The 15735-nt window shown below is 58.7% G+C and carries 13 protein-coding genes; 6 read left to right on the top strand and 7 right to left on the bottom strand.

Features of this window, described 5'->3' with window-relative positions; genetic code table 11:
* Positions 1 to 3 precede the first annotated feature (3 nt).
* Positions 4 to 306 (bottom strand): type II toxin-antitoxin system RelE/ParE family toxin, encoded by a 303-nt coding sequence (locus tag VFQ64_RS13045; protein ID WP_325103773.1) that lies wholly within the window; start codon positions 304 to 306, stop codon positions 4 to 6.
* Positions 303 to 590 (bottom strand): type II toxin-antitoxin system ParD family antitoxin, encoded by a 288-nt coding sequence (locus VFQ64_RS13040; protein WP_325103772.1) that lies wholly within the window; start codon positions 588 to 590, stop codon positions 303 to 305. Before VFQ64_RS13040 ends, VFQ64_RS13045 begins: the two co-directional genes overlap by 4 nt.
* A 103-nt stretch (positions 591 to 693) precedes the next feature.
* Between VFQ64_RS13040 and topA the strand changes: the two genes are divergently transcribed.
* The 3 genes from topA to VFQ64_RS13025 all read left to right on the top strand — a co-directional run bounded on the left by topA (position 694) and on the right by VFQ64_RS13025 (position 4671).
* Positions 694 to 3261: a type I DNA topoisomerase gene (topA, locus tag VFQ64_RS13035; protein ID WP_325103771.1), complete on the top strand. Its 2568-nt coding sequence runs from the start codon at positions 694 to 696 to the stop codon at positions 3259 to 3261.
* Positions 3262 to 3460: 199 nt separating this feature from the next.
* The gene (locus VFQ64_RS13030; RefSeq protein ID WP_325103770.1) at positions 3461 to 3928 is read left to right on the top strand and encodes a GNAT family N-acetyltransferase; all 468 of its coding nucleotides are present in this window, start codon (positions 3461 to 3463) and stop codon (positions 3926 to 3928) included.
* A gap of 188 nt (positions 3929 to 4116) precedes the next feature.
* Positions 4117 to 4671, top strand: a complete 555-nt coding sequence (locus VFQ64_RS13025) for a nucleotidyltransferase family protein (RefSeq protein ID WP_325103769.1) — start codon at positions 4117 to 4119, stop codon at positions 4669 to 4671.
* A gap of 57 nt (positions 4672 to 4728) precedes the next feature.
* On the opposite strand, the gene cas1 is transcribed toward VFQ64_RS13025, so the two are convergent.
* Positions 4729 to 5790, bottom strand: a complete 1062-nt coding sequence (gene cas1 / locus VFQ64_RS13020) for a CRISPR-associated endonuclease Cas1 (protein WP_325103768.1) — start codon at positions 5788 to 5790, stop codon at positions 4729 to 4731.
* A gap of 25 nt (positions 5791 to 5815) precedes the next feature.
* Complete coding sequence (locus VFQ64_RS13015) at positions 5816 to 6808, bottom strand: hypothetical protein (protein WP_325103767.1); 993 nt, start codon at positions 6806 to 6808, stop codon at positions 5816 to 5818.
* Between the two features lie 420 nt (positions 6809 to 7228).
* Here VFQ64_RS13015 and VFQ64_RS13010 point away from each other — a divergent pair, with 420 nt between their 5' ends.
* Genes VFQ64_RS13010 through VFQ64_RS13000 form a run of 3 tightly spaced genes read left to right on the top strand, consistent with a single transcriptional unit; the run spans position 7229 to position 10773 of the window.
* The gene (locus VFQ64_RS13010) at positions 7229 to 7462 is read left to right on the top strand and encodes a hypothetical protein (RefSeq protein ID WP_325103766.1); all 234 of its coding nucleotides are present in this window, start codon (positions 7229 to 7231) and stop codon (positions 7460 to 7462) included.
* 10 nt (positions 7463 to 7472) lie between these two features.
* On the top strand, positions 7473 to 7904 hold the full coding sequence (locus tag VFQ64_RS13005) for a hypothetical protein (protein WP_325103765.1): 432 nt from the start codon (positions 7473 to 7475) through the stop codon (positions 7902 to 7904).
* Positions 7879 to 10773, top strand: a complete 2895-nt coding sequence (locus tag VFQ64_RS13000; RefSeq protein WP_325103764.1) for a hypothetical protein — start codon at positions 7879 to 7881, stop codon at positions 10771 to 10773. The genes VFQ64_RS13005 and VFQ64_RS13000 overlap by 26 nt, the downstream gene beginning before the upstream one ends.
* 305 nt (positions 10774 to 11078) lie before the next feature.
* Here the strand turns inward: VFQ64_RS13000 and VFQ64_RS12995 are convergent, their stop codons facing one another.
* Genes VFQ64_RS12995 through VFQ64_RS12985 form a run of 3 tightly spaced genes read right to left on the bottom strand, consistent with a single transcriptional unit; the run spans position 11079 to position 15582 of the window.
* On the bottom strand, positions 11079 to 12251 hold the full coding sequence (locus tag VFQ64_RS12995; protein ID WP_325103763.1) for a hypothetical protein: 1173 nt from the start codon (positions 12249 to 12251) through the stop codon (positions 11079 to 11081).
* Positions 12248 to 12697: a response regulator gene (locus tag VFQ64_RS12990; RefSeq protein ID WP_325103762.1), complete on the bottom strand. Its 450-nt coding sequence runs from the start codon at positions 12695 to 12697 to the stop codon at positions 12248 to 12250. The genes VFQ64_RS12995 and VFQ64_RS12990 overlap by 4 nt, the downstream gene beginning before the upstream one ends.
* Positions 12694 to 15582 carry a hypothetical protein gene (locus tag VFQ64_RS12985; RefSeq protein WP_325103761.1) on the bottom strand — a complete coding sequence of 963 codons (2889 nt, stop codon included), beginning with the start codon at positions 15580 to 15582 and terminating at the stop codon, positions 12694 to 12696. The genes VFQ64_RS12990 and VFQ64_RS12985 overlap by 4 nt, the downstream gene beginning before the upstream one ends.
* Positions 15583 to 15735: the final 153 nt, after the last annotated feature.

Here is a 15735-nt window from a genome sequence, read left to right as displayed (position 1 = left end):
TTGTCAGGACAGCAGATCGTCCAGATTTCGTCCTCCATAAGCGAAGCCAAGAACGACCACATCTTGTTCATCGACGGTGTATGCGATGGTCATGCGACGTTTGAAGCTGATGGTTCGGGTACCGGGCCGCAGATCATCGCGCGGGGAGCCACGATGGGGAAAGTTCGTCAGCTTGCCCGTGTGCGCGAGGACACGATCGATGTAACCATTTGCCGTCCCGGGATTGGCAGCTTCCGAGATGTACCGGCGCAGGCTCTCGATCTCGTCTTGGGCTTCTTGTGACAGAACCACTCTATACTGGATCATTCCCCGCGCGCCATGCGCTCCGTCTTAAGCCTGGCGACGACCTGATCCAGCGGAACGGCCCGTGACGGATCGCGCTTATGCGCGTCATAAGCAGCGACTACCTTCGTCCGCAGCCACTCCTCGACACTTGGATCGCTATGACGATCTTCAGGTCGGCCATAGGCGAGGAGAGCGTCGCGAATGACGCCCTCCGCGTCGGCGAAGTCACCAGTGTCGACCCATGCCTGAACCTGGTCTGCCATCGCCGGCGGCAGCTTGACCGTGAGATGCCCGATTGCGCTCATGATCGGAATGTACGCTCACCACCGTGCTCACGCAACGCCGCTTGACGCGGCCGGCTCCGGCTCCCCACCCTCGCGCGTACACGTAAGGACACTCGCTCACCCCATGCAGCTCGTCATCGTCGAATCGCCGGCCAAGGCCAAGACCATCGAGAAGTATCTCGGCGCGGACTACCGCGTTCTCGCGTCGTACGGCCATGTCCGCGACCTGCCGCCCAAGGATGGATCGGTCGACCCGGACGACGGCTTTGCGATGAGTTGGGAGAACTATGCCGACAAGGCCAAGCAGCTCCGCGCCATTGCCGACCTGTCCAAGACTGCCGACCGGCTGATCCTCGCGACCGATCCCGATCGTGAGGGGGAGGCGATCTCGTGGCATGTCCAGGAGGTGCTGCGGAACCGCAAGGCGCTGCCCAAAGAGGTGGAGCGCGTCACCTTCAACGCGATCACCAAACAGGCGGTGACGGACGCGATGAAGGCGCCGCGCCAGCTCGATACCGACCTGATCGACGCGTACAAGGCACGGCGCGCGCTCGATTATCTGGTCGGCTTCACGCTGTCGCCGGTGCTGTGGCGCAAGCTGCCGGGCGCCAAGTCGGCGGGGCGGGTACAGTCGGTGGCGCTGCGGCTGATCGTCGAACGCGAGCGCGAGATCGAGGCATTCCGGGCGCAGGAATACTGGTCGGTCATCGCCGATCTGGAACAGGACGGCACGCCCTTCACCGCGCGGCTGGTGCAGTGGGAGGGCAGGAAGCTCGACCGGCTGGCGATCGGCAATGAGGGCGACGCGCTGCGCGCCAAGGCCGACGTCGAAGGCGGTCAGTTCAAGGTCGAGCGGGTCGAGACCAGGCCGCTGACGCGCAATCCGCCGCCGCCCTTCACCACCTCGACGCTGCAGCAGGAGGCGGCGCGCAAGCTCGGCTTCTCCGCCGATCACACGATGCGGATCGCGCAACAGCTCTACGAGGACGGGGCGATCACCTATATGCGCACCGACGGCGTGCAGATGGATCATTCCGCCATATCGGCGGCGCGGCTGGCGGTCGCGAACCGCTATGACGCGGGCTATGTCCCCGACAAGCCGCGCCAGTACCAGACCAAGGCCAAGAACGCGCAGGAGGCGCATGAGGCGATCCGGCCGACCGATTTCGGCCGCGATCGGGTCGGCGGCGGCGACCATGCGCGGCTGTACGAGCTGGTGTGGAAGCGCGCGCTCGCCAGCCAGATGGCGTCGGCGCGGCTGGAGCGCACCACGGTCGATCTCGCCGACGGCACTGGCCGCCACATGCTGCGCGCGACGGGTCAGGTGGTGCTCTTCCCCGGCTATCTCGCGCTCTACGAAGAGGGTTCGGACGAGGCGGAAGAGGACGCCAAGCGCCTGCCCCGGATGAAGGAGGGCGATGCGCCCGCCAAGAAGGGTGTCGAGGCCGAACAGCATTTCACCCAGCCGCCGCCGCGCTTTTCCGAAGCCTCGCTGGTCAAGCGGATGGAGGAACTCGGCATCGGCCGCCCCTCCACTTATGCCTCGATCATCAAGACGCTGAAGGACCGCGAGTACGTCCGCGTCGACAAGAACCGCTTCATCGCCGAGGAGAGCGGGCGGCTGGTGACGGCGTTCCTGGAGCGCTTCTTCGAACGCTATGTCGGGTATGACTTCACGGCCGGGCTCGAGGAGGAGCTCGACGACGTCTCGGGTGGCCGCGCCGGCTGGCAGGCGGTGCTCGACCGCTTCTGGCACGACTTCAAGCCGAAGACCGCCGAGGTGATGGAGCAGCAGCCCAGCGCGATCACCGCCGAGCTCGACATCTTCCTCGAACCGTATCTCTTCCCCGAGCGTGCGGACGGCGCCGACCCGCGGCTGTGCCCCAATTGCGGGGCGGGCAAGCTGGCGTTGCGCGGCGGCAAGTTCGGCGCGTTCGTCGCCTGCTCAAACTATCCCGAGTGCAAATTCACCCGCCCCTTCGGTCAAGGCGGCGAGAATGCAGGTGGCGCGGATGCGACGCCCGAGCAGCTGGGGCAGGACCCGGAGACGGGACTGCCCGTCGAGCGCAAGTCCGGGCGCTTCGGCCCGTACATCCAGCTCGGCGAGGGCAAGGAGGCCAAGCGCGCCTCCATACCCAAGGATGCGGGCGAGCTGACGCTGGAGCTGGCGCTGAAGCTGCTCAGCCTGCCGCGCACGGTCGGTACGCATCCGGAGAGCGGCGAGCCGATCACCGCCTCGATCGGGCGCTACGGCCCCTATCTGATGCACGCGGGCAAGTATGCGCGGCTGCAATCCACGGCCGAAGTGTTCGAGACCGGCATGAACGCGGCGGTGGTGAAGTTGGCCGAAGCGGCGGCGGGCGGCGGACGGCCGCAGCGCGGGGCCGCCGCGCCGTTGAAGGAGCTGGGCGAGCATCCGCGCAACGGTGCGCCGGTCAAGCTGATGGAGGGGCGTTATGGACCCTACGTCACCGACGGCATGACCAACGCGACCTTGCCGAAGACGATCACGCCCGAGCAGCTGACGCTGGAAGAGGCGGCGCAGCTGCTCGACGCGCGCGCGGCGCTGGCGCCGGCGAAGGGCAAGAAGAAGCCGGCGGCGAAGAAGGCTCCGGCGAAGAAGGCGGCTCCCGCGAAGGCCGCACCAGCGAAGAAGGCTCCCGCCAGGAAGGCAGCGGCGAAGAAGACCTGAGATCCTCCCCATTCATGGGGGTGGTAAACATAACGCGGAAACGGACGACACATTCTACCGATGCCCGTCATTGGCCTAGCTCGATTAGCCGCCCGGCGGGCATCGGTGTCGCACGTCGACCAGTACAGCGAAATGCTGAAAAGCGGACCGACTGCTAACGCCCATTTGCGGACCTAAACGGCTCACTTAATACCAACGCATGACAGCTAAGCCCGACCTGCTAACCGTTCGCGAGATGCGAGAAGCCGACACAGTGGATGTTCACCATATCCACACGGCCTGCCTCACCACCTCGCTGGCAGCAGACTACAGTCGCGAAGCCCTTGAGGCGTGGATGCATGGGCGCTCTCCGGAGGGCTATTGGCGTTTCGCCAACTCCGGCGAGACGTTTCGCGTCGCCGAGTTAGACGGAGAGATCGTCGGGTTTGCCAACTGGAGTGGCGACGAACTACGCTCGTTGTTCATAGCCCCCTCGCATCAGCGAAGTGGCACAGGCTCTACGCTTTTCGACGCCTGTCAACAGGAGGCCAAGCTAACGTTTGTGAAGGCAACGCTGGGCGCGGTTGGTTTCTACAAGCGCTTCTCTTTCACCGAAGTGGGCAGAGGTTTCGACTTAAAGAGAGGCGTTCAGCTTCCCCACGTCGCCATGCGACGCCAGATCGCCTGACCCGCGATAGGAACGACCGCTCTCCACCAAACCCGGACATTCCGCCGCTCGCCAGCCGGTCGGTGTGCCCGAAACCGGACGGGCGGCTACCGGGCGGGCAAGCGGACTAGCGGCAATCGCCGAAAGGCCGCCGTTTCGAGACCAGCAGGCGGTTGGCGAAACCAGGCATTCACATGCTACGGTCGGCGATGACCGAACTCGACTTCCACGCCTGTGTGTTGGCGAACCGATTCAATAAGGAACTGCTGGAGCGCCTTTCAGCCCTTGGCCTAAACCAATGCTATCTGACGGCAGGATGTTTGTTTCAGACCATCTGGAACCTGCGTTCCGGGCGCACCCCCGATTGGGGTATAAAGGATTATGACGTATTCTATTTTGATGATCGTGATTTGTCTTGGGAAGCCGAAAACCGTGTGATCCAACAGGTCTCAGAGAAGGCCGCCGATCTTAACGTTCAGATCGAAATAAAGAATCAAGCGCGCGTCCACCTTTGGTACCGTCAGCGCTTTGGTGGAACTTATCCGCAGCTTAACTCGACGCGCTCTGGCATCAACAGGTATCTTATTTCCTGCACGTGCGTCGGAATTGATGTGCGAACTGGTGAATTATATGCCCCTAACGGGCTCGACGACCTTACATCTGGGCTGCTGCGGCCAAACCCGCTCAATCCTAACCCGGACTTGTTTCAGCAAAAGGCAGACAGTTATCAGCAGCGATGGCCTTGGCTTGAGATCGTGAGGTGACGGTATTCGGTGCGCTTGCCGGTAACCCGTGAGACGGCTCCTACCAACTCCGGACGTTCACCGAATCAAAGCCGCGATGACTCGCGCGAGCTGCGGCGAAAGGCGACATGCTCCGGTGTCCCGGATCACGAAATCGGCTCCGCTGAAAGTATGATCGGCAACGAACGCCAGTATGGCGGCATCGACCTTGGGCCGCTCCGGTTCCATAATGTCGAGAATGTATGCGCTCGCGTCCTTCCGATTATGATGCATGATGCTCCGTGTCGGATCGAAGCCGTCCGCGACGGCCTGGATCTGCAATCGATTTTGCAGCGCCCCGTAGGCGTAGTTCAGGAGGGCATTCAGCGGGTGAGACGCATTCCGGGTTTTGCTCTTTAGGCCGTTCGCAAGTGAGCTGCGGCTCCGGTAGACCGCCCAACCGTCGGGGACCGGATATTTTGCCGTGGCGCTCCAATGGATTGGAAGACCGCGCCATGCAGCGAAGTAGGCTGCGGCAGCGCCGCCCTCGATGCCGCGCAATTCGGCAAGATCGGCGGGCGGGTGATTTCGAAGCCGCTGTAGGTTCTCTTTCGCGCTCGCTATTGCAGCGTCCCGTTTTGGCGTTTGCGGGAGATAGCGCGACAACGTCGCTATTGAACGGCAAAGCTTCTGCTCGATTAGATCAGTCGAGAACCTCATCCGTGCGGCTTCATCGGCACGAGTAGCTTCTTGCCACGCCACCTTCTCACGATCGGCCGCATATCCGTTGCACGCCAGAACGGACACGCCAGCGCCCTTCCAATCGACACAGATCAGCGCGACGCCCTGTTCGGCGAGCCAGGCGAGAACATCGAACGAAAGACCGCCACTGCAATCCACGGCCACAATTCGCGACGGCAGGTTGAGGTCGCCCCGAAAGAACCTATAAGTATCTTGTTCCTGCGGATAATGAGTAAAGCCGTTCCGAATGTGCAGTGTGCCCTTTTCAATTCTCAAGTGCGCACCGTCGCCATTGATTATGATGGGTGCGCGTCGACGCTCACGGATCGCACGCGGCCGGTCCAGTCTGCGAGTTTCGTTTATCCAGTATTCGCTACGCAGCGCGTATTCGACGTGTTCACTATCTAGCAATCTGGTCATTGCAATTGAATAGCGAAATAAAGGGCTACGAGCTATTTGAATTTGCCTGCTTTGCAATTAGGCGCTGTAATCTTTTTATGCGCTTTTCAGTTCCAGCTAGCCGCCAGCCGCTAATTTTGCCTTCTCGCCTATCCAAATCCAGTGCAAAGGCGAATTGCAGTAGCTTTTCAGCACGCTGATCCGGAAACTCTGGGCGGGACCACAGCAGAGGGAGGACGAGCAACGCGACTCGCTCTAATGGAATGTCGCCAAGTCTCAGCAGCAACAACATGATTAAGAAGCCCTCGCGGCACGAAAGCCAGAATAGTTCCCGAACCATTCCAATCTCCAGATCGGACATGGTGTCAGTATAATGCTGCCCTTGCTGACAATCGGCCGCGCTAGCCCGACCGGATCGTCGAACGCGAGCCAAGGTTATCGGCGTAACGCTCTCGACTACCAAATCAGCGTACTCTGGTGAAAAAGCCAAAAAGTTTGGTGCAATCTCACCCATTAATGAAGCGTATTCGCCTCTAAGATAATAACCAGTCTCCGCATTGCACAACCGTCTATATTGATCGGGAGTTACCCCAAATAGCTTGAGAATATCCCCTATTCTAACAGCCTCGACTGGCCTGCCCGGTACAATATCGTCCACGGTCGTAAAAGTCGAATTCCTCCATCTATTGCTATCTGCCAACCTTCGACTGCCCCTTCTATTAATGCTGCACTCGCGTTTGAGGCTGGCAACAATTATTGACGGGAGAACGACCTCGCCAGACAGCCACAGCGCGAGCCACCACTGCGATTTACGCCCAGCTCCCCAGCTCTTGTAGCGGCAAATTCGCAGCGCTCTCCGATAGCTCGCCAGTGACCAATGCCTGTCGGGCGAGCGACCGCGCCCGCGGCCGATCGGCGCTGCCGGTCCAGGCAATAGGCCGTCCTCTCGCCAACCTGTAAACTGCCGCTCCGTCAGCACCTCACCGTAGCGCTGCAAGGCCCGGTCGCGCAGGCGCGGGAAGAATTCGCTAAACAGCATGGTCGACCTTTATGTCTCCCATTGATCTGGCGTGCGCGCTGTTACGATCTGGTTATGTGGTCCGGCTCCTAATGAGGAGCGACACTGATGGCGACTACCAGACGAGGCCCGGAAGTATATCGGCGACGTATCGACCGCCTGCTCGCTAAGGGACTTAGCAGGAGTGCAGCGCGAGGTCACGGCAAGAGCGGGGAACCTTCGGCCGTTGGCAAACCCGCAAAGCCAGACGAGCGATTGGTGGAAGGTTTTGCGCTAGTCGCCGGCGGGAAAAGCGTGGCGGCAACCGCTAAAGAGCTGCGCATATCGACCGAACGGTTACGCCGGTCGATCGCGGAGAGGGGTGATTACGTCCGGCAAGGGCGGCGCCACGCATTCGTGCCACGCGTCACTAACGATTTCCCAATGTACTCTAGGGGCGCGTTGATCCGCGTCCTGGTAGATGACGAAAATGCAGTGCGGCTTGGCGCGTACATGGCGGCGGTAGGCAAATTCTGGAGTACAAACCAGGCACGCCATCTCGCACCATTTGTTGGCAGTGGCGTGACGGACGTGCGCGGCAAGGTGCACCCGTTCGAAACCGATCCGGAAGAGCTGTACGCGCTGCGCGCCAAAGGCCGGCCGGTGTTTCATCAAATCTACCGCAACCCGAACTGAGCCCGCAGCAATGTCGTTCGAAAGCGATGAAGGGCAGTGCGAACAGCGCGAGCACGCCCGAGAAAAGCGCCGCCGGCGTCACCTGTTGCGGCTCGGGTTCGCCGACCCGCGCTGCCTCTTTTGCGGGGAGGATGATGTCCGTTGCCTGCAACTCGACCACACTGACGGGATCGAGTTCGATGCGAAATCCGTCTGGCCCTTATGCGCGAACTGCCACGCCAAGCGAACAGACCTGCAAAAGGATCATCCTCCCAAGAACGCCGATCCTGCCGATCCGCTGGAGCGTGCCGGGCGGAAGATCGAGGGCTTAGCGGATTACCTTGAGATGGCGGTAACCGAATTGAGGCATTTGGGTCCGATATGGTGCGCGGACGCGGCGGCGCGGTCGCCCCGACGTAGGCGAGACGGCAACGACAATGACTGCGAAGTGCCGTCTGGCTGATATCCCGACCGAACAGAAGTCGGTTTACGTTCGAGGTTATGTCGTTCGCGACTCCACCAAGCGAGACGGACGGGTCGGTTCAGACGAGGATATCGATCCGCTTCCGTTGAGCGCATGGACCCTGACGTTTGATTGCGAGACCGGCACGGATGCTGCGCAAGCGCTGAAGTTCGGCGCCTACCAGCTCCGCCGCCACGGCGTTCTAGCGAAGCGCGGCGCGGGGCTCTTTTACGCAGAAGATATTGCGGCCGCTGAATTAGAAATTCTCCGGGCCGTAGCCGAGGAGCGCGGGTTGCGCCTCCTAACGGTCCGCCAGTTTGTAAATTGGATTATGCTCGACAAGATATATCTCACGGGCGGAGCCGTTATCGGTTTCAATCTCCCGTTCGACATTTCGCGGATTGCAATCGACCACGGCTCCGCTCGCAAAAGCAACAAAGGCGGCTTTAGCTTCAAGCTCTCGACCAACACGGACCTGCCACGCGTGATCGTCAAACACGTATCACCCCGGCTGGCATTCATCCGCTTTGGAGCACCACCGAAAAAACTGACGCCGGACGGGCAAGCGGAACGCGGCCTTACCGTTAAGCCGCCACGCGGTTCTTTCGTTGACGTAAAAACCCTTGCCGCCGGGCTGCTATCTGGCGGCTGGAGTCTGGCAACCCTGTCGGAAGCATTGCAGGTTGCGCATCTCAAGGTCGAAACCGAAGAGCATGGCGGGCCGGTCACGCCGGAGTATGTCGGCTACGCCCTGAACGACGTTCAGGCGACATGGGAATGTTACGCCGCCCTAGCCACCCGCTTAAAAGGCTACGGCCTTTCGACCATCGAACCAAAGACGCTCTACAGCGAAGCGAGCTTAGGCAAGGCGTATCTCCGCCAGATGGCAATCCAACCATGGCGCGAGGTGCAACCTGACTTCCCGCGCGAGATGATTGGACAGATCATCTCGACGTATTTCGGCGGTCGGGCGGAAGTAAATATCCGCCGTGAGAAGCGGCAAGTTCTCTACTGCGACTTCCTGTCCATGTATCCGACCGTTTGCACCCTAATGGGGTTGTGGCGGTTCGTGATCGCCAACGGGATGCAGTGGCACGACGCGACAGCGGAAACTCAGGCGATGCTTGATCGGGTGGAAGCGGCCGACCTGCTACGCAAGGATGCATGGTGCGAGCTGACGACGCTGGTTCAACTTCGCCCGACAGACGACATCCTGCCGGTACGGGCTCACTATGGGCAAGACACTACCTCCAATATAGGCGTCAACCGCGTCACGTCGGCGGAGCCGCTTTGGTACACATTGGCGGATGTGATCGCGGGCAAGCTGCTAGGTGGTGGCAAGGTGCCGGTTATCGATCGCGCCATCCGGTTCGATGCCGGAAAGGCCCAATCTGATTTGCAGCCGATCGATATAGCCGGAAAGCCCGAGTTCCGCGTCGAGCCGGCGCAATCCGACTTCTACCGCAGCGTGATCGACCTTCGTCAGCAAGTGAAAGCGGCGCGAGAGAAGATGCCCGATACCGCCACGGCGGATCGCGCCCGGCTCAACTCGGAACAGCTTGCACTAAAAATTCTCGCCAACGCGACCAGCTACGGCATCTTTATCGAGATGATCGTCAACGATCTAGGAAAGGCCGAAACGCTGAGGGGGTATGGCGGCGAAGGCCGCGAATTTCCCGTCACTACCAACAAGTATGAAGAACCGGGCAGCTATTTCCACCCGTTGCTCGCGACCCTGATAACTGGCGCGGCGCGGCTGATGCTGGCGCTGGCGGAGCGTCGGACGGTCGATGAAGGATTGGACTGGGTGTTCTGCGATACCGACAGCATTGCGATTGCTAAGCCGGTCGGGATGGAGCGCGCCCCTTTCATGGCTGCCGCGCTTCGCGTCCGGGACAGCTTTGCCGGGCTGAACCCGTACGCGGTCCAGGGTGGATCGATCCTCCAAGTCGAAAGCCAGAATCACGCGGTCCACGACAAGGCAAACGCCGACCTAGCCGGTGCGCCCCCACTCTACTGCTTCGCGGTCAGCTCCAAGCGCTACGCCCTGTTTAACGACGGTGAGGACGGTCAGCCGGTAGTCCGGAAAGCATCCGCACACGGTCTGGGCCATCTGCTTCCGCCCTATCGTGACCCGGACCTAAAGCGCCGGGCCGAGCGATTAGAGCAGATCGGCGTCGATTTGTGGCAGGAGGATTTGTGGAAGCGGATCATCGTCGCAGCCGAACATCCCCAGGCGAGTGAGGGCGGCCTCGTGATCGTGCTCGATAGCGACGACCTCCTGTCGGGGCCGGTCGCAAGCCGATACGCCGCAACGACGCCAGCGCTGTTGCGCTGGTTCAAGGATTACAATCGGAGCAAGCCTGCCGGAGAGCGGGTTCGGCCATTTGGGTTCCTCCTCTCACTCCAAGCTCACAATCTGGAATCACTGGCGCATCGCGATCCGGAAGCGCTGGCGTGGTGGCGCAAGTACAAACGCGGCCCAGCCGCGACCGCTCCTTACGACCGCGATCCAGCCAAGGCAGCAAGCCAGGCCTTTGATCGCCGGCATCGCAACCTGTCAGTGCCACGCCGCTGGCTGATGTCATATGCGGACGCACTGTCCGACTACCACCTACAACCCGAAAACAAGTTTCTAGGAGGCGAACTCCGGCGTGACGGCGGTCAGCTTCAGCGCCGCCACGTCGTCGTCACGGGGGCACAATCGATCGGTAAGGAAGCCGAGAGATGGGAGGAACAGCTCTTCATCGGAGATGACGATGCGGAAATCCTGTATGGCCTTTCCCCGGAAACGAGAGCGGCACACCTCGAAACGATCCGCTTGGCTCGCCAGCGGTTCAGCGTTCGGAAGTTTACGAAAAGCTGCTAAGATGACGGATCGAACGATCGCAGCTGCCGTAAGCGGGACGGCTTCCGATCGAATAATTATTCATCTGGCGGACGTCGCGGTTCGACTATGGCAAGGATGGCACGTCGATAATGCGGAGGAATTCGAGCTCTGCGAGTGGGCTTGGGAGCGAGCGATAATCGAAGGAATTTACTCACTCGCAGAGCGCATCGGGGTTGACGGTTCCAATCTCAGAAAGGCGATCGCCAGCAGGAAGCTTAGTACCGGGATGCTGAACCGGCTTAGGAGCACAAGGCAAAACGGATAGCCGAGACCATATAAGCCCGCTATTCAGCTCTAACCGCACTTGATGAGCCGAGCGAACGCAGCGCTGTAACGGTATATCGGGCTGCCAAGACACAGCCGTATTCATGATATCGGTCGTCTTTCTTGTCATTGGCCATGTCGACGACTACTTTGGCCGCGAAGAACGCACCACCACCGTTAAAGAAGTCGTGGGCGGCCGCAAAGACGGATGAGACCTCCATGTCTAGACCACCGATCTTCCGACTTTGTGTTGCTATTTTCAGAGCCTCGTTCTCGTCCGCAACGACTGAGGAGCCCGAGACCATTGCCAGTACGCGAATCGACCGATGCTTGAGCTCCCCATGCAGAAGGCCCTCCCTCAGATTGCCAGAGGTTTCCTCCGACTCTAGCCGTTGCAACAACAGTTTTGTCTGAGGCGGTACCGGTGTTTGCATAAGCTCCGGTACGAGCCCGCCCGCGGATAGCTTTCCGGTTTGGTAGTTCCACGAAACGTCAGGTGTAATGATGTCACCTAACTCGCTCTCGCCGACCATGCCACCGCAGATGCCCGAAATGGCAACTACACGGGGCTTGAAAAGAGCCGTCGCTTTGGTCGTAGCGATCGCGGCAGATACCAAGCCCGGTTCTGGAAGAACTACTATCGACCCACGGAGGTCACCGACTTTCAACTCCCTGCAATCTAGGCCGGCGAGAGACCGATAATTTCCCAGCCTTGCGCCAGGAACTGCCTCAAACCCTGCACGCTCTTTCGCAAGTGCACAGATGATGACAAAGTCACTAGACCTATTCACGTAGAGCTCTGTTAGTCGGCCGCGAAGCACCTGTCGCCACGGACCATTCTCGTCATACTCGACTACGGCCACCCCGTGCCGAGCGAACGTCTCTCTCGCGACAGCCGCCACGTCCGAGTAGCTCGTCATCACAACCCAAGTGGACAGTCTTATGGACCGCTCGCTTTCGATGAACGCACACCACTGCTCGGTTGCATCGCAGGTGTCCTCAGAGTCATTGATCTGAGGTAAAACTAAGTCTGCGATAACCATATCAAAAGCGAAGCGGCCAAGAGACAGGATAGCGTCATTGATCGACCTGACTACCGATAGGTCAAAGCTGCCTTCAGAAAGCGTGCTCTCAATCAGTCGGCTGATCTGCTCAGCCTTGCCCTCGTGATCTTCAATCAATAGAATCTTCATTGCCCGCTCTCCAGGAAGTCTCGAAGTCTGGCCTTCCATTTACCGTCTTCGCCAAACAACGATATTTCCGAGAGATTGCTGATGCCGTCTAGTTCAAGGCGGGATTTCAGCTTCGCTAGCGGAGTATGCTGCCTGTTATACTCCACAGTCGGATATTGGGTCAGAATGATAACCTTCTCATCTCGATTGTCCAAGGCGAGGTAAAGGAGAACATCTAAACCGCCTATCGGTTGAGAATAAACGTCGGCTGACCCACCTTCCTCAGAATGACTAGGAATGGCCATATCCAGAATGACGAACTCGTAGCGATGACCGCCTAATGCCTCTACGGCTTGCTGGAGAGACGAGGCGTGGAAGACCTCCCCGCCTGGTAACGTGTCTCTCACTTCACTTTCAATTTGCTTCGCTTTAAATGCATCATCCTCGACGATCAGCGTACGCATCATACCGACCCTTTAGTCGCAAATACGACTTCGGTTTCGATGACTCGATCGCAATCCAGCGGTACTACACAAAAATCGAGAAGCGCCCCATCTACCTTCATCTTTTCTAGCTTGCGCATACCGCTGAGGCCCTCGACCACGTCAGCATCTGCAGCACCACCACTCGCCGCCGCGTAGATTCGCGCAACACCCTGAGAGGCAGAGTCGTCAGCTTTGACATCGGTGAGTACGTTTATGGTCAGACGCTCGCCAGTTTCATTGACGGCGCTGCGAGCATCCACAACCAAGCGCCCGGGCAGAAGGCCGTGCTTAGCCGCGTTCCGGACGACCACGGACAACGCGTCATATACGTTGTAGTAAACGCCCCCACTCAGCTTGATGCCCCCGCCGGAGACGCTGACCTCGGGTTGGAACGCCGCGTACTCTGCCTGAGCTTCGCGTCTCACGACTTCGAGGATGTTGCCTACTTCCGCCACAGGGGAGATGTTGGCCGGCTTTCTGAACCATGACGCAACCGTGTTGAAGTGAGTGGTTACTACGAGATTCACCGCCTTTTCAAAGTTTAGGGCGCTACTGTCCCCGATCCCGGCCCGGACCTTGAATAGGGTACTGTCTGAACGGGTCTCCAAAACAGCTTGTTGAATATGACGTAGTTCAACCTCAAAGATATACCAGCAGTATTGTTCAACAATTATAGGGATGATAGTGGCCCCATGATCCTTCTGGGAATTGTCAAAGACGCTCTGCAGGCATATCATCGCTACATCCCACTTCTCTTTGCTGTCCACCTCTGGACTGATAATCGCCTCGCTTGAGGTGCCCCTGCCACGGAAGTGTAGCATTTCCGTTAGGCGATTTATCAGAAGCTTGAACCCATCAAGCCACTTCTCGAATTGAGCGCGAACCGCGGCCGACAGCTTATGTTCATCAGGGTTCGGAAGATTATCAAGCAGGGTGCCTTTCAGAGTCCCGTGCCTAATCCTGCGTCCGAGATATGAGGCGATCCCGAAGTCTGGGTTGACGCAGAACTCCCGATAACAGTCCATGATAGCAACGGCCGCACGCGCGTTCGGATCACGATGTGCGGTGAGGCGGATGTCCGCGTATGAGCGCTTGGAGTGGACATCGCCAATGAAGGGCGCTGCCGCGCTCTCTTGGCGGATCAGAGCTGAAAACTCGGACTGTTTGGAGGTTTCGATCCATTGCCTAAATCGAAGACCGTCAATGTTAATCCGAGTCTCGTTGATCTGCCCGCGTACAGACGCGATTTTCCTGTCTATGCGGAGCTGCTTTGCCTTATCCTTGTAAGTAGGTTCGTCAAAGCGCTGCGCAAACCATTCGAGGATGGACGCTCTTGTCTCATATACCCCTTCCGCCGTGTTCACCAAGAACGGTATCTGACTAAGCGTGGTCTCGTCTAGTAGCGGGACAAGGTACTCCACAATCCCGCGATCGGTTCTATAGACGAGGTCGATAAAGCTTATAATACTGCCGCCGCATTCAGAGTTCACATAATCCTGAAACGCTTTTTTGAACCGAAACAGGTCAAGCGTTTGCGGACTATGAGCCCGGAGGAGAATGAGCAGTATCAGAACTACGAACGGGTCTTTGGCTGAGGCGGCCGCAGCCCTCAAGGTGGCTGGCGGCAGCAGCCAGTCTACATCCGCCGTTCGGCCCATCAAACAGCCTATTTCCTCACTATCAATGCCCGAAAAGTCTGGGTTTTGAAGTGCGATGCGGACTAAGCCACAAGACCGCGCAAGACTCCCCGCAACTTCGCGATCGAACTGCGTCGGTAATGGGTCGTAAAGCGAATACTCACCGGGGAGCAAGTCGCGAACCGTTTTTACGTTCGCATAAAAACGGTTCTCGTATGGATTGACAATCGTCTGATCGAATGCCCGGAGTTCCGGAACATTATACAGGCGTTGTAAAGCCGCCCGATATTCCCGAAAAGGCCGGACCTCCAGGAATGCTGGAGCGGCCCGAAACGCCCAAGCATCAGCAAACTGATCCTCGTCATTGAAGCAGGTCGGCGTAGGCTGGACGTCGGCCTGGATCCGATCCCATGACTGCTCGATGGCTGGCGCAAGCCTGATCTCCGGAGGGAGTATTCCAAGGTCGCGATGTGCTAGTAAATAAATAACACCATCAATAAGAGAAAAGAAGTAACTCGCGGACAGGCCGTCCAAGACCTCCTCTTGCCCAAAAATAATGGGATTGAAGCTGAGGTATGCTACGCGACGCGATGCTGTTGCGCGAGGGCCCAGCGACCCAAATTCAGCAAAGCTTGTCTTTAGACCTAAATACGGGAAATCGATGCTAATGGTATCGGCAACAGCCATCATGCCGTAATTACGTGACTCAAGCCCATAGTTGGAAAATGCGGTTGAAGCTGTCTTCCAGCTTTCCGTACCTTTATTGAAATGGCCGAGGATGAACGCAAGTTTCCGGGCCAACGTGAGAGAGTGCCCGTACTCTAGCAGGTGATCCGCCAACCCAACCAATAGAGACTCGTCGTCTTCGTCGAAGAGTGCCCGGTTTATCGCCGCCAGACTGTCTAGCGCTCTGGCAATCCGCGCATCGGATAAGTTCGCGCGATACCGCACGTATTCAATCCTAGCACTCTTCCTGGGGGTTACGTCAAAACATGACGACTCTGCGAACGGTGACTCAGAGAGCGGAAACTCTTCCCGAAACTCTAAATGCTTGTAGAGCGGGTTAGTCCTCAGAAGCCGGTCAACTGTCGGAAGATCGTGATAGCTGACGTTTTGCATGAGCCTTTCGAAGGTAGGTCTAACTTGCGCCTGCTCCTTTTGGCTCAGGAGGCCTCGTAAAAAGTCTCGGGTCCGTCCATCGAGGACGTCTAAAATCGTTGTGCTTTGCATCTTGCGGACCCTCGCCGTCATTCCTGATCGGTCTCAAAATTTCGTAGCTTTGTCCCGCCGGAAAGGAAAGAATCGTTCGCCTTTTCGCCTGGGAGGTTCGCCCTTGCCAAATGAACGATCAACGGCTGGTTTTCCGGCAGCTACTTGCGGGTC

The sequence above is a fragment of the Sphingomonas sp. genome (genome assembly GCF_035714405.1).
Taxonomy (GTDB): Bacteria; Pseudomonadota; Alphaproteobacteria; order Sphingomonadales; family Sphingomonadaceae; genus Sphingomonas.
Note: the sequence above shows the minus strand (reverse complement) of the source record. Positions and strands in the feature narration are given on the sequence as shown.

What these genes read in the sequence shown, in the direction of transcription:
- VFQ64_RS13000 (WP_325103764.1), top strand. Translation starts at nt 7,879, where the DNA reads ATGACTGCGAAGTGCCGTCTGGCTGATATCCCGACCGAACAGAAGTCG.
- VFQ64_RS12985 (WP_325103761.1), bottom strand. Translation starts at nt 15,582, where the DNA reads ATGCAAAGCACAACGATTTTAGACGTCCTCGATGGACGGACCCGAGAC.
- VFQ64_RS13030 (WP_325103770.1), top strand. Translation starts at nt 3,461, where the DNA reads ATGACAGCTAAGCCCGACCTGCTAACCGTTCGCGAGATGCGAGAAGCC.
- topA (WP_325103771.1), top strand. Translation starts at nt 694, where the DNA reads ATGCAGCTCGTCATCGTCGAATCGCCGGCCAAGGCCAAGACCATCGAG.
- VFQ64_RS12995 (WP_325103763.1), bottom strand. Translation starts at nt 12,251, where the DNA reads ATGAAGATTCTATTGATTGAAGATCACGAGGGCAAGGCTGAGCAGATC.
- VFQ64_RS13015 (WP_325103767.1), bottom strand. Translation starts at nt 6,808, where the DNA reads ATGCTGTTTAGCGAATTCTTCCCGCGCCTGCGCGACCGGGCCTTGCAG.
- VFQ64_RS12990 (WP_325103762.1), bottom strand. Translation starts at nt 12,697, where the DNA reads ATGATGCGTACGCTGATCGTCGAGGATGATGCATTTAAAGCGAAGCAA.
- VFQ64_RS13005 (WP_325103765.1), top strand. Translation starts at nt 7,473, where the DNA reads ATGTCGTTCGAAAGCGATGAAGGGCAGTGCGAACAGCGCGAGCACGCC.
- cas1 (WP_325103768.1), bottom strand. Translation starts at nt 5,790, where the DNA reads ATGACCAGATTGCTAGATAGTGAACACGTCGAATACGCGCTGCGTAGC.
- VFQ64_RS13040 (WP_325103772.1), bottom strand. Translation starts at nt 590, where the DNA reads ATGAGCGCAATCGGGCATCTCACGGTCAAGCTGCCGCCGGCGATGGCA.
- VFQ64_RS13045 (WP_325103773.1), bottom strand. Translation starts at nt 306, where the DNA reads ATGATCCAGTATAGAGTGGTTCTGTCACAAGAAGCCCAAGACGAGATC.
- VFQ64_RS13025 (WP_325103769.1), top strand. Translation starts at nt 4,117, where the DNA reads ATGACCGAACTCGACTTCCACGCCTGTGTGTTGGCGAACCGATTCAAT.